Source organism: Porphyromonas sp. KLE 1280 (assembly GCF_000700805.1).
Taxonomy (GTDB): Bacteria; Bacteroidota; Bacteroidia; order Bacteroidales; family Porphyromonadaceae; genus Porphyromonas; species Porphyromonas pasteri.
In genome coordinates, this window is the sequence record NZ_KL362963.1 from 159,731 (window position 1) to 173,025 (window position 13,295).

Annotated in this window: 11 protein-coding genes; 8 read left to right on the forward strand and 3 right to left on the reverse strand. The window is 55.0% G+C overall.

What is annotated here, in order from left to right:
- Positions 1-708: 708 nt before the first annotated feature.
- From HMPREF1121_RS04375 to rsxA, 8 genes are all read left to right on the forward strand, one after another.
- Positions 709-1,893: an NYN domain-containing protein gene (locus HMPREF1121_RS04375; RefSeq protein WP_044114920.1), complete on the forward strand. Its 1,185-nt coding sequence runs from the start codon at positions 709-711 to the stop codon at positions 1,891-1,893.
- A gap of 329 nt (positions 1,894-2,222) precedes the next feature.
- Complete coding sequence (locus HMPREF1121_RS04380) at positions 2,223-2,666, forward strand: SoxR reducing system RseC family protein (protein WP_044114922.1); 444 nt, start codon at positions 2,223-2,225, stop codon at positions 2,664-2,666.
- A gap of 12 nt (positions 2,667-2,678) precedes the next feature.
- Positions 2,679-3,593 carry a Fe-S cluster domain-containing protein gene (locus tag HMPREF1121_RS04385; protein ID WP_044114923.1) on the forward strand — a complete coding sequence of 305 codons (915 nt, stop codon included), beginning with the start codon at positions 2,679-2,681 and terminating at the stop codon, positions 3,591-3,593.
- A gap of 19 nt (positions 3,594-3,612) precedes the next feature.
- Positions 3,613-4,953 carry an electron transport complex subunit RsxC gene (rsxC, locus tag HMPREF1121_RS04390; RefSeq protein WP_044114924.1) on the forward strand — a complete coding sequence of 447 codons (1,341 nt, stop codon included), beginning with the start codon at positions 3,613-3,615 and terminating at the stop codon, positions 4,951-4,953.
- 9 nt (positions 4,954-4,962) lie between these two features.
- Entirely contained in the window at positions 4,963-5,940 is a 978-nt protein-coding gene (locus tag HMPREF1121_RS04395) for an RnfABCDGE type electron transport complex subunit D (RefSeq protein ID WP_044114925.1), read from the forward strand.
- A gap of 4 nt (positions 5,941-5,944) precedes the next feature.
- Positions 5,945-6,577 (forward strand): RnfABCDGE type electron transport complex subunit G, encoded by a 633-nt coding sequence (locus HMPREF1121_RS04400; protein WP_044114926.1) that lies wholly within the window; start codon positions 5,945-5,947, stop codon positions 6,575-6,577.
- An 8-nt stretch (positions 6,578-6,585) separates the two neighbouring features.
- Entirely contained in the window at positions 6,586-7,173 is a 588-nt protein-coding gene (locus tag HMPREF1121_RS04405) for an RnfABCDGE type electron transport complex subunit E (RefSeq protein WP_009432252.1), read from the forward strand.
- 5 nt (positions 7,174-7,178) lie between these two features.
- The gene (gene rsxA, locus HMPREF1121_RS04410) at positions 7,179-7,760 is read left to right on the forward strand and encodes an electron transport complex subunit RsxA (protein WP_009432238.1); all 582 of its coding nucleotides are present in this window, start codon (positions 7,179-7,181) and stop codon (positions 7,758-7,760) included.
- A gap of 123 nt (positions 7,761-7,883) precedes the next feature.
- Here rsxA and HMPREF1121_RS04415 read toward each other — a convergent pair whose 3' ends face one another.
- From HMPREF1121_RS04415 to HMPREF1121_RS04425, 3 genes are all read right to left on the reverse strand, one after another.
- Positions 7,884-10,676, reverse strand: coding sequence for a P-loop NTPase fold protein (locus HMPREF1121_RS04415; RefSeq protein ID WP_044114928.1), 2,793 nt, complete (start codon positions 10,674-10,676; stop codon positions 7,884-7,886).
- A 204-nt stretch (positions 10,677-10,880) separates the two neighbouring features.
- Entirely contained in the window at positions 10,881-12,518 is a 1,638-nt protein-coding gene (gene groL, locus HMPREF1121_RS04420) for a chaperonin GroEL (RefSeq protein ID WP_044114930.1), read from the reverse strand.
- Positions 12,519-12,556: 38 nt separating this feature from the next.
- Positions 12,557-12,826, reverse strand: a complete 270-nt coding sequence (locus tag HMPREF1121_RS04425) for a co-chaperone GroES (RefSeq protein ID WP_044114932.1) — start codon at positions 12,824-12,826, stop codon at positions 12,557-12,559.
- Positions 12,827-13,295: the final 469 nt, after the last annotated feature.

Consider the following 13,295-nt stretch of genomic DNA (forward strand, 5'->3'; position numbering starts at 1 on the left):
GCGTGCCACAAGCTCCACTAAAACGCACCACTTCCCCACCTTCGTACCCACCGGAGAAACTACACCTGCTACGATGCACCGAGAGACACCACTATAATAGGGGGCCGCGTCCTCTCCGAGCTATACGACTCCTCACACTATGAGGAGAACCCCACTCCACCACCGCTTATCCACGAAAGCAATACAAGAATAACTCCAGAGCTACACGGAGAAAAATCCCGATCCCGTAGCGCAAAACCTTCGTCCACGTACGTAGTCTTTAGATCCAGGCACGTAGATTTTAGAATCCTCGTACGTGGATTTTAAGACCACGCACGTAGACTTATTAAAATCCATACTCCTTCACCAGTCATTTCCTTAGATAAACGTAAGCCTTCTCGCACGTGATAAAAATGCTTCCCCTATAGAATGACACCCGAGAGAGCCATAAGATTAAACCTTATTCAAACAAAACACACTAACCCATATAGAGCGATCATTCAATAGTTTACAGCGCTGTCACCCCCTCCCTCCTCCTGAGGTAAAAATCCCCACTTTGTGGGCCAACGGGAGGATCACAATGATAATCACAGGAAGTACATTCGCAAAATCAGCGGAATAAAGTCGCTTAAAAAGCGAACATATTGCTGAGAGCTATGTTATTATTCCAGAGAAAAATGGTAACTTCGCACATTAATTCGCTTCATTTTTTAAATTATATAAATTATCATGGCACCAAAAGAAAAAAATCCACATCTCACCCGCATCGGGATATTCTATGACGGCAACTATTTTTGGCACGTCAGTACCTTCTATTATCAGTTCCACGAACGAAAAAGCCGTCTGAGCGTCGGGGGCCTACACCGCTTCCTGAAGTATCAGATCGCCCAACTCGAGGGGACTTCTCCCGAGCTATGCAAGATCGTAGACGCGCATTACTTCCGTGGACGCCTGTCAGCAGCCGAGGCCGCGAAGGCTTCGGGCGATGTACTCTTCTATGAGCGCCTCTTTGACGATGTCCTGAATTCGGAGGGTGTGATGATGCACCACCTGCCCCTCTCTCGCACGGGCAAGGGCAATAAGAAGAAGGAGAAGGGCGTCGATGTGCTCTTTGCTCTGGAGGCTTACGAACGAGCATTGCAGAATCAGTTTGACGTCGTCGTACTCATCGCCGCCGATGGAGACTATATCCCCTTGGTACGCAAGCTCCATGCCCTCGGTACCCGTGTGATGATCCTCGGCTGGGATCTCGAGCACGAAGGTGACGGGCGCCGAGACAACACGACGACCTACACGTCCTACGAGCTCCTCGAGGAAGCTACCTACCCCGTGATGATGAATGAGCTGATCGATAGCCGTGCCTTCCGTAGCGACCCCATCGTCAATGGTCTCTTTGTGAACAAGGGCCAGAGCGAGGAGCGCAATCGTGAGGTCAAGGGTCGCCCCTACCAAGCCCCACAGGCTCGCACACGCCCCATTGACCCCGCCACGGTAAAGAGCGCCGAGGAGCCCACAGCCCTCGCGAAGGCAGAGGCTGATACCCCTACTGCCGAGGCCACCGAGACCATACAGCTCGCCACAGGCCCCGAGCCCGAGATCACGCTGAGCGTACAAGACTCCCTGGAGACGCCCGAGGTGAAGGTCATCGGTCATATCGACCTACCCGAGCACAAGCCCGCCCTCGTCCTCGGCGAAGAGCTTCATGATGGCCTCGTCCGCGGGCAGATCAACGCCCTCAAGGCAGGCTTTGGCTTCATCGATGTCGGTGTGAAGGAAAACGCCTTCTTCCACTACAAGAGCCTGAACGGCATCAACTTCAACGACCTCCTCGTCGGGGATATCGTAGAGGCACGCCTCAGCCGCAGCGAGAAGAATCAGCTCGTCGCCTCGGATGTAGCCCTCATCGAAGAATAGTCGTAGCGCACAGCTCCGACCTTCCTAAAATATTTAAGCCTCGCTCCACGGTAGGATCCCCTGCCGTGGAGCGAGGCTTTTTACCTTTACCCTGGAGAGCATGCACCCCCTACCCCACTCACAGCGTGCATATTAAGCATACAGCATACGCGCGCACGGATATAGTCTCGTTTGCACTTTTGTCCGTGATTACATACATTTGTTTCAGTGAATAGGAATGGCTCGGAAGCCACACTCCCTGCGCCTTATACAGATGCACGCGACAGGGGGAAGCCACCGAGGAATTTGGGCCGATAACTACGACCCCTCACCCATCAAGACTTCACCACATGAACGGAACTATTAACGGGACGGAGCAGCGCCCGGGGATCGTCACAGCTATATCCCCCGACATCGTGACCGTCCAGATCCAGCAGCAGAGCGCCTGCAGCGGCTGCCACGCACGCGACCTGTGCGTGAGCTCGGAGTGCCGTGAGCATCTGCTCCAGCTGAAGACCTACGGACAGCACTTCTCTATCGGAGAGCAGGTCATCGTCGTGGCCCGCCGGAGCGTAGGACGCCTGGCAGTCCTCCTGGCCTTCGTCCTGCCCCTCCTCCTCCTCATCCTTACGCTGAGTATCGCACAGACGCTCCTCGCCCTTAGCGAGGCTGTGGCTGTGCTCGTCGCTATCGGCCTACTCAGCCTCTACTACCTCGTGCTCTACACCCAGCGCCGTCGCCTCGAGGGACGTCTCGTCCTCATGGTGGAGCCCATCACCCCACACCACGAATAGCACCCTACCCCTATGTATATCACGATCATCGTCCTGACCCTCATCGGTGTGATCGGCGCCGGCTTGCTGTACGTCGTATCACGCAAGTTCGAGGTCAAGGAAGACCCCCGCATCGCGGAGGTCGCTGAAGTCCTCCCCCAGGCCAACTGCGGGGGCTGTGGCTTCCCTGGATGCGCCGCCTTCGCTGGCGCCTGCTGTAAGAGTAAGACCCTCGAAGGGCTCTTCTGCCCCGTCGGAGGTACACCCGTCATGGAGAAGGTCGGAGGCATCCTCGGTGTCGCCGCCCAGAAGCAGGATCCGCTGGTCGCTGTCGTGCGCTGTAATGGTACCTGCGACGCGCGCCCACGTACGAACATCTATGACGGTGCTAGCAGCTGTACCATCGCCGCCGCGCTCTACAAGGGCGACACCGACTGTAGCTGGGGTTGTCTGGGACTGGCGGACTGCGTCCACTCGTGTAACTTCGACGCTATGTACATGGACCCCGAGACGCGCCTGCCGGTCATCCTCGAGGACAAGTGCGTAGCCTGTGGTGCCTGCGTCAAGGCTTGTCCGAAGTACATCATCGAGCTGCGTAAGAAGGGTCCCAAGAGCCGTCGCATCTTCGTCAGCTGCGTCAACAAGGACAAGGGTGGGGTAGCTAAGAAGGCCTGCGGCAATGCCTGTATCGGCTGCTCGCTCTGCTTCAAGGAGTGTAAGTTCGAGGCTATCACCATAGCCGACAACCTCTCCTACATCGACCACACCAAGTGCCGCCTCTGCCGTAAGTGCGTCTCCGTCTGCCCGACGAACGCTATCCATGAGATCGGCTTCCCCCCTCCCAAGCCTAAGGAAGAGGCTCCCAAGAAGGAGGCCGAAGCCCCCACACCTACTCCGGCGCCTGCAGCACCTACGCCTACAGAGACCCCCACTCCCGCCCAATCGTAGACCTCAGCCATACACGTTTATGCTTCGCACATTCCGACTCGGGGGGATCCACCCACCCGAAAACAAGCTCTCAGCTAAGCGCCCCATCGAGGAGCTCCCACTGCCTCGTGAGGTCATCATACCCATCGGCCAGCACATCGGCGCACCTGCCACCCCAACCGTACAGAAGGGCGACCTCGTCAAGGTAGGTACGGTCATCGCCAAGACGTCTGGCTTCGTATCGGCGAACATCCACTCCTCCGTCACAGGCAAGGTCACGAAGATCGATAGCTTCTTCGATGCGGGCGGCTACAAGCGCCCCGCCATCGTCATCGCCGTCACACAGGGTGAAGAGGAGCAGTGGGAAGAGGGCATCGACCGCTCCACGACCCTCGTCAAGGAGTGCACCCTCGAGCCCAAGGAGATCATCGACCGCATCAGCGCCGCAGGTATCGTAGGCCTCGGCGGTGCGACCTTCCCCACGCACGTCAAGCTCTCCCCTCCCCCAGGGGCGAAGGCTGAGGTCCTCATCATCAATGCCGTCGAGTGTGAGCCTTACCTCACCAGCGACCACGCCCTGATGATGAGCAAGTCCGACGAGATCCTCATCGGCGTCGAGATCCTCAAGCGTGCCCTCGGCGTGAGCCGTGCCGTCATCGGTGTGGAGAACAATAAGAAGGACGCCATCCTTCGCCTCTCGCAGATCGCCATAGACTACCCTGGCACCGAGGTAATGCCCCTCAAGGTGCAGTACCCTCAGGGCGGTGAGAAGCAGCTCATCGATGCTGTCCTACGCAAGCAGGTCAAGAGCGGTGCCCTACCGATCTCCGCTGGCGCTGTCGTACAGAATGTAGGTACCGTCTTCGCTGTCTACGAAGCTGTACAGAAGAATAAGCCCCTCGTCGAGCGTATCACGACCGTCACGGGTAAGCACCTCGAGACCCCCTCGAACTACCGCGCCCGTATCGGTACGCCTATTGGCCACCTCATCACCGCCTCAGGCGGCCTACCCGAGGACACGGGTAAGATCATCGGTGGTGGTCCCATGATGGGTAAGGCACTTCTCTCCACGGACATCCCCGTGACCAAGGGCACGTCGGGCATCCTCATCCTCCCACGTGAGGAGTCGACCCGCCGCCCCATGCGCAACTGTATCCGCTGCGCTAAGTGCGTCACCGTTTGTCCCATGGGGCTGAACCCCGCCTTCCTCATGCGCGACGTCCAGTATGCCGACTGGGATGCTACCGAGAAGGGCTACATCGTCGACTGTATCGAGTGCGGATCCTGCAGCTACACCTGCCCTGCCAACCGCCCCCTGCTCGACTACATCCGTACCGGCAAGCAGAAGGTATCCGCCCTCATCCGTGCACGCAAAAGCTAACACTGCCCTATGGATCGCCTCATTATATCCCCTTCCCCCCACATCCACAGCGGTGACAGCGTCGAGCGCAACATGTACGCTGTGCTCATCGCACTTGCTCCAGCGTGCCTCGTCTCGCTGGTGACCTTCGGCCTCGGCGCCTTCATCGTGCTCGCCGTGAGCGTGCTGGCCTGCGTCCTCACCGAATGGGTCATCACGAAGTACCTCTACAAGCAGCCCTCCACCATCGGTGACGGCTCGGCCATCCTCACGGGGCTTCTCCTCGGGATGAACCTCCCCTCGAGCCTCCCCTGGTGGATCATCGTCATCGGTGCCATCGTCGCTATCGGCGTGGGTAAGATGAGCTTCGGTGGGCTCGGTGGGAACATCTTCAACCCCGCACTCGTAGGCCGTGTCTTCCTCCTCATCGCCTATCCCGCACAGATGACGCTGTGGCCCAAGGCTGGGCAGTACTTCAGCTATACCGACGCCGTCACAAGCGCCACGCCCCTCGGCATCGCCAAGGGAATACAGGCTGGCACGCCTGGCATGAGCTGGGATCAGATACCTGCGACCTCTGACCTGCTCTTCGGCATCCACGGAGGTAGCCTCGGCGAAGTCAGTGCGCTGGCACTGCTCCTCGGTCTCGGCTTCCTGCTCTACCGCCGCGTCATCACTTGGCATATCCCCGTATCAATCCTCGCTACGGCCTTCGTCTTCGGCGGTATCATGCACCTCGTCAACCCCGCTCTCTACCCCGCACCGCTCTTCCAGCTCCTCACGGGGGGGATGATGCTCGGGGCGATCTTCATGGCTACGGACTACGTGACCAGCCCCATGAGCGCCCGCGGTCAGCTCCTCTACGGTGCGCTCATCGGGCTCCTGACGATCCTCATCCGACTCTTCGGTAGCTATCCCGAGGGGATGTCTTTCGCCATCCTCATCATGAATAGCTTCACTCCTCTGATCAATATGTATATCCGTCCGAAGCACTTCGGCGGGCGCTAATGCTATGAAGAAGCTCAGTTCGACACTCCCCAACATGCTCCTCTCGCTCGGGGGCATCTGCGTCCTGGTCTCTGGGATCCTCGCCGTAGTCAACAAGGTCACGACCGCACCTATCGCCGAGGCAGAGATGCGGGCGAAGGTCGAGGCAATACGTGCCGTGGCACCAGCCTTCGACAACAATCCCTTCGCTGAGAAGCTCATGGTCCTGCCCGAAGGCGAGACCGACAGCCTCACCGTCTACCCCGCTAAGAAGGGCAGCGCACTCGTCGGCTTCGCTATCGAGAGCTACACGCAGAAGGGCTTCAGCGGCCTCATCCGCGTGATGGTCGGCTTCGATGCCGAGGGACGCCTCGTAGACTTCTCGGTCCTCCAGCACTCCGAGAGCCCAGGCCTCGGCTCACGTATCCCCGAGTGGTACCACGAGAAGAGCGAGACGGGTGGTATACGTGACGTGCGTGGCCTTGATATGAAGGCCTCGACTCCGCTCACCGTCTCGAAGGACGGCGGGAAGGTAGATGCCATCACCGCTGCCACCATCAGTAGCCGCGCCTTCCTCGACGCCGTGAACCGCGCTTGGCGCACCTTCTCCTCCCTCGAAGGCGCCGCCACAGCACCCGCTACGAACTCTCAAGAATAGTCCCACCTATGAAACCACTCGATATCATTCGCAACGGGATCGCGACGGAGAACCCGACCTTCGTACTCCTCCTGGGGATGTGCCCCACGCTGGCGACCACGACCTCCGCGCTCAACGGGCTGGCGATGGGTCTGGCCACGATGTTCGTGCTCATCTGCTCCAATACCGCTATCTCGCTCATCAAGCACCTCGTCCCCGACGCCGTGCGTATCCCGAGCTTCATCGTCGTCATCGCTGGCTTCGTGACCATCGTGCAGATGCTTATGCAGGCCTTCGTCCCCTCGCTCTACGCTTCCCTTGGCCTCTTCATCCCGCTGATCGTGGTGAACTGTATCGTCCTCGGGCGTGCCGAAGCCGTAGCTGCTAAGCAGGGCGTACTCCACAGCGCACTCGACGGCGTGGGTATTGGCCTCGGCTTCACCCTCTCGCTGACGCTGCTGGGCTTCGTCCGTGAGTTCCTCGGTAGCGGCTCTATCTTCACCCTCCAAGTCCTGCCCAAGCAGTACGGCGCCCTGCTCTTCGTCCTCGCTCCTGGGGCGTTCCTCGTCTTGGGTTATCTCATTGCTCTGAAGAATAAGCTGAGCGCAAAGAAGTAAATCTCATGACTCACTATCTCCTCCTCTTCGTTGCGGCGGTATTCGTCAACAATGTCGTCCTCTCGCAGTTCCTCGGTATCTGTCCCTTCCTCGGCGTCTCGAAGAAGGTAGACACGGCTATCGGCATGGGCGCTGCCGTGACCTTCGTCCTCGCGCTCTCGACGATGTGCACCTTCCTCCTGCAGAAGTTCGTCCTCGAGCCCTTCGACATGGTCTATATGCAGACCATCTCCTTCATCCTCGTCATCGCCGCCCTCGTGCAAATGGTCGAGATCATCCTGAAGAAGGTATCGCCTGCTCTCTACCAAGCCCTCGGCGTCTTCCTCCCGCTCATCACGACGAACTGCTGCGTCCTCGGGGTCGCCATCCTCGTCATCCAGAAGGAATACACGCTGTTGGAGAGCGTCGTCTACGCGATTTCCATCGCTATCGGCTTCACGCTCGCCCTCGTGGTCTTCGCTGGCATCCGTGAGCAACTCTCTCGCACCGAGCTCCCCGCCTCGATGAAGGGCATTCCCATCGCCCTCATCTCCGCCGGCATCCTTGCTATGGCCTTCATGGGCTTCAGCGGCATGGTGAAGATGTAAGAAGCACAAGCCCCCTCCCATATACACTACCGGCCAGCCCGCATCTGCGAGCTGGCCGGTAGTGTTTTTTTTCGAGCAAGTGGAAGGAGGGAGCCCCATCATCCTCGCCGTAGCGCCATAGCCTTATCCCTCAGAGCTAGCCCGCTGACGATCCCGTTCCTTTTGGGCTAAGACCGCTCGATAGATATAGTCGATGCTATCCCAATCTGCCTTTTCACCAGGCAAGTGAGCAATGCGCAAAAAAGACTCTGTACTAGGGGTACTCCATGCATAGCTCAAGATATATCGCATCCTTGGATCTTTTATCAAGTCTAGCCAGGCAACAAGGGAGAGCCCTTGCTTCTCTAGACTCTCTAACAGAGCCTTATCTTTGGAAAGCTCAAGCCAGCCTCTATCTAGAGACTGAGGCTTATTAACAGGATCCTCAAAATAGGGTATACTAGAGGTAGCATTATTATTTGACCGATATAAGACCACCCATACACACGCATCCGGATACTTCTTTATCAAGGAGACTAGAGCCTGAAGGGCCTGCTTAGTGTATGAAGGATGTCTATTCATATACCCCTTAGAGAGGAAGCCTCGAACAGCTGAGACATCATCAGTAGGCTTCCACTGTCCATAGTAAACCCTCTGACACTCCAGCAATATCTTAGCAAGCTCCTCAGTTGAGTAGACACACGTTGAGGAAGAGCCTTCCTCTTTCGGAGCAATCTCATCAATTAAGTCTGACATCCATTTAGGATGCGCATTGACAACAAAAGAAAGCGTTTTGCTCAAGATCTGTTTATAGGAATCAGGGGCAAAGGCAATCCTAAGCTCTTGATACTCCTCAAACCTATCCCGGGAAAAGAATTCCCCCAGCTCATATTGCAGAGCAGACTTCCTTGCCTCTGGCAGGTTATCCTTAAAGGCTATATATGCCATAAGCTCTATTGTCAACGATCTATCTTCACCTTGTCTACAAGGTAGCTGGATGAGATATAGGAAGGCTGAGACAACCCGATTCTCCCCCTGCCGTTCCATCATTTTATCAATAGCTTCACAGGGAGCTTGATCATATTGGCACTGTATAATTTTAGACACGACATCTCCATAGGGCATACTTTCCTCGCTCTTGAGATATCCGAAGTAAATGTCAAACAACGCCTTTTTGCATAGAGAAAAAGCAGCAACACTCTCGCTACCCTCTCCTATCCTTGAAGGGAACAACCTTTCTAGTATACCTTTCGTTCCGTCCCAATGAGAGAGCAGTCCCAACTCTTCTTCATAATTAGGAGCAAGCACATAGGTTTGGCTATGAACATCTAATTGCAACAATCGCCCTGAATTCAAAGCGGTATAAACTCCGAGATCCTTATAGCAAAGTAAATAGAGTAAGAAGCATTCATCTGGATGTACCACACCTTTCATCACGTTATAGCGAGGAATCATCAGATTGAGATAACGCTTGAGATCTCGCACTGAGTCCAAGGATTCTACGACTATACTACCAACCTCCTCCCAGGCCCTTTGGATTTCTTCATATACCTCAGAATAATCATCCTTCACCTTCATCGGCAATTCTATCCTCATAAGTTGCCTTAGTATTTTCTTATCTGGCACTGGCAAGGGTATCTCCCAGGAGATATACTTATCAATGAAGGAATGATTAAGCCCATGATCCAGGTGCTTCTTCAACACGTTGTTTACATAGTCCTTGTCATAAGCTGTAATGAAGACCGTATTCGAAAAGGAGGCGTTGCGGTCAATAAGCTTAAGGACTTCTAGTATTTCTTCCGCCGAGAGGCGATCTAGATCATCCAGGAGTACATACACCTGCTTACCGAGCTCTCTAAGGGTACGATTGACCGCCTCTTGCTCTTTCCCTGGAAGAAGTAGAGTGAGGAGCGAACCGAGAGGACGAGTCCATTCATATTGGTTCAGTAGTCCTATATGTTTGGTATAGCGAGCGAGCAAGAGTCCAAAGCCTAAATAGTGTTGGGACAGCTCCTTCGAAAAAGCATCAAAGAAATCTTCTTGAATAGCGGAGACTGACTTTGAGCCACGAGGGTTAAAGCTAATAATGATCCCATCATCCCCCTCTAGTCGTTTCCTCAAGAGGTTAATAAACGAGCTCTTCCCCCTACCCCAAGGAGCCATAACTCCTACCGTCAAAGCCCCCTTACTTAGGTCTAGTGCTTTCAGGTTTTTGCGTACAACCTTAGCCATCACAGAGAAGCACAACCAGTCCTCCTTCTCATCTTCTATGGCATCATCTCTTTCAAGAGACATAGCCCCCATCTTCGTCTTCTTTGTCTCCTCCTCTTGAGTCTTAGACTGTGCCCTGTAGCTCCACCGGAAGATAAAGTACCCCAATAGGCAAGCAGCTACAGCCACACTAAGGCTCAAGAGAGCCCACACTAAGGAAGGCTTCCCATGTGCTTGAGGTACGAAATAAAGAACGACACAAAGAACCAGCAGAACTAAGCGATGAAAGAAAGGATCTTCCTTCTCCCTTGATCGAAGGGCAATAGCTACAGCTCCGACCCAAGGGATAAGCAAGAGATCCGACCAAGCCAGCTTCCCTAAGTAAGGGATCTCCCAAAACGAGAAAGAGCCTTCCCGATACCTATAGTAAAGATAGATCCCAAGCAAGAGGATGAGCCATAAGGAGACGGGGCGAGGCACATAGATCTTCCTATAATCCCATTCCCGCTTAAACAGGTAGCAGGCAAAGAAGAAAACGAATGCACCGAACCAATTTGGCGATAGAGGGGCTAAGCAAAGCGACTCAATGAAGGTTAGTAGTGCCAAGAGGGGCTTCTGGAGCATACCGAAGGCCACGGCTACGACGACTACGGGGATGATATGCTTTGACCACGCTTGGTGCATGTCTTTTACCCATGCTAAGAATGAAATCCAGGTGCGACTCATAGATAGGAAGATGTATTAGGGAGGTAATGAATGAGAGGCTAGCATCAGAGCAAAGGTATCTGTTTTGGAACGTGCAGACAAGAGATTACGTATAAGTCTCTCCTTATTCTCGGCAGACCCCTGTGTGAAGTGTGGAAAAAAGAGAGCCCCCGCAGCGAAAGAATCTTTCACTGCGGGGGCTCTCTTAATCCTAAAGCGGACGGCTTACATCATGCCGCCCATACCACCCATACCGGGGTTCATGGCGGGCATAGCGGGAGCATCCTCCTTCTTGTCGGCGATGACGCACTCGGTCGTGAGGAACATACCTGCGATCGAAGCGGCGTTCTCCAGCGCTACACGCGTGACCTTTGCAGGGTCGATGACGCCCGAAGCATAGAGGTTCTCGAACTGATCAAGGCGAGCGTTGTAGCCGAAGTCACCTTCGCCATCCTTGACGCGCTGTACGATGACAGCACCTTCCTTACCAGCGTTGGCGACGATCTGACGCAGGGGCTCTTCGACAGCACGGCGGATGATCTCGATACCAGTCGTCTCGTCTTCGTTCTCCCCGACGAAGCCGTCAAGAGCGCGGACAGCACGCAGGAGCGCCGTACCACCACCAGGGACGGTACCTTCTTCGACGGCAGCACGCGTAGCGCTGAGGGCATCGTCGACGCGGTCCTTCTTCTCCTTCATCTCGACTTCGCTGGGAGCACCGACGTAGAGGACGGCGACACCACCGGAGAGCTTAGCCAGACGTTCCTGGAGCTTTTCGCGGTCGTAGTCGGAGGTCGTGTTAGCGATCAGAGCTCTTAGTTCTGAAATTCGCCTGAGGATCGCATCCTGATTACCAGCGCCATTGATGATGGTGGTATTGTCCTTCGTCACGCTGATCTTCTCAGCCTTACCGAGCATGTCGAGGCTGACAGCGTCGATGCTGAGGCCGGTCTCTTCACTGATGACGATGCCATCGGTGAGGATAGCGATGTCCTGCAGCATAGCCTTGCGGCGGTCACCGAAGCCAGGAGCCTTGACGGCACAGAGCTTCAGACTACCACGCAGGCGGTTAACGACGAGGGTAGCGAGGGCTTCGCTGTCGATGTCCTCAGCGATGATGAGGAGGGGACGCCCCGTCTGTATGATCTGCTCGAGGACGGGTAGAATCTCCTTCAGCGTGGAGATTTTCTTGTCATATAAAAGGATATAGGGGTTCTCCAGCGACGCCTCCATCTTCTCAGAGTTAGTGACGAAGTAAGGAGAGATATAGCCGCGGTCGAACTGCATCCCCTTGACAACCCCAACAGTCGTCTCAATACCCTTGGCCTCTTCGACGGTGATGACACCTTCCTTGTTGACCTTGCGCATAGCTTCAGCGATGAGCTGGCCGATCTGTTCGTCTCCGTTTGAAGAGATCTTAGCTACGTGCTCGATCTTCTCGAAGTTGTCACCGATCTCCTGCGCCATAGAGCGGATCTCAGCGACGATCTTAGCGACAGCCTTGTCGATACCGCGCTTGAGGTCCATGGGGTTAGCACCTGCGGTGACGTTCTTCAGCCCGACACCGATGATGCTCTGGGCAAGGATCGTAGCCGTGGTCGTACCGTCACCAGCATCGTCGTTAGTCTTAGAAGCGACCTCCTTGACGAGCTGAGCACCCATGTTCTCGAATGGGTCTTCGAGCTCGATCTCCTTAGCTACGGAGACACCGTCCTTGGTGATGTGGGGTGCGCCGTAGGTCTTACCGAGGATGACGTTGCGACCCTTAGGGCCGAGGGTTACCTTGACAGCGTTAGCCAGAGCGTCAACGCCGCGCTTGAGGCTCTCACGTGCCTCTATATCGAACTTGATTTCTTTTGCCATTTGAGTTTAGGATTTGCTATAACATACTTAGGTAGACCTTAGACTGTAGCGAGGACATCGGACTGACGCATGATGAGGAACTTCTCTCCTTCATGCTCGATCTCGGTGCCAGCGTACTTACCGTAGAGGACGATGTCACCAGCCTTGAGGACCATCTCTTCGTCCTTCGTGCCACCACCTACGGCGATGACTTCGCCACGCAGGGGCTTTTCCTGAGCAGAGTCAGGGATAATAATCCCGCTGGCTGTCTTCTTTTCTTGGGCTGCAGGGCGTATAAGTACGCGGTCTGCCAATGGTTTAATGCTCATGATCTAAGTCGTTATTTGATTACTCTAGCGCTCTTGACTTTCTGGAGCCAAGTGCATATTTCTTTATTTTCTTAAGCAAAGAGTATGCCAAAGGTAGATAAAAGGTTGCAAAGCCCCATTCCAAGGTCCTCTTACCAATATGACACACCGCCCCCACCTACAGCTGTCAGCGAGTACGACATTATATATATCGAGCGGGTGAAGAAAGGGGTATAAAGGAGTGAAGACCAAGGGAAGGATCTCTTACCCGCACGAAGAAAAGCTGCGGAGCAATAGTAGATAAGCTTCATCTACGTACGTGGCTCTAATATCTACGTGCGTAGTCGTTAGGAATTACGTACGTAGTCGTTAAGACCACGTGCGTAGACAGAGGAAGATCACTACGGGGAGCTGCTTTTTTCTCCACGGGAAGACCACTTTTTCTTAGGTGGGTCCTCTTCTCTATGATATAAGCCTTCGGTCTGAATTC

Bases quoted from the DNA above. Each gene is read 5' to 3' on its own strand.
- HMPREF1121_RS04375 (WP_044114920.1), top strand. From the start codon at position 709: ATGGCACCAAAAGAAAAAAATCCACATCTCACCCGCATCGGGATATTC.
- HMPREF1121_RS04400 (WP_044114926.1), top strand. From the start codon at position 5,945: ATGAAGAAGCTCAGTTCGACACTCCCCAACATGCTCCTCTCGCTCGGG.
- groL (WP_044114930.1), bottom strand. From the start codon at position 12,518: ATGGCAAAAGAAATCAAGTTCGATATAGAGGCACGTGAGAGCCTCAAG.
- HMPREF1121_RS04425 (WP_044114932.1), bottom strand. From the start codon at position 12,826: ATGAGCATTAAACCATTGGCAGACCGCGTACTTATACGCCCTGCAGCC.
- HMPREF1121_RS04395 (WP_044114925.1), top strand. From the start codon at position 4,963: ATGGATCGCCTCATTATATCCCCTTCCCCCCACATCCACAGCGGTGAC.
- HMPREF1121_RS04415 (WP_044114928.1), bottom strand. From the start codon at position 10,676: ATGAGTCGCACCTGGATTTCATTCTTAGCATGGGTAAAAGACATGCAC.
- HMPREF1121_RS04380 (WP_044114922.1), top strand. From the start codon at position 2,223: ATGAACGGAACTATTAACGGGACGGAGCAGCGCCCGGGGATCGTCACA.
- HMPREF1121_RS04405 (WP_009432252.1), top strand. From the start codon at position 6,586: ATGAAACCACTCGATATCATTCGCAACGGGATCGCGACGGAGAACCCG.
- rsxA (WP_009432238.1), top strand. From the start codon at position 7,179: ATGACTCACTATCTCCTCCTCTTCGTTGCGGCGGTATTCGTCAACAAT.
- rsxC (WP_044114924.1), top strand. From the start codon at position 3,613: ATGCTTCGCACATTCCGACTCGGGGGGATCCACCCACCCGAAAACAAG.
- HMPREF1121_RS04385 (WP_044114923.1), top strand. From the start codon at position 2,679: ATGTATATCACGATCATCGTCCTGACCCTCATCGGTGTGATCGGCGCC.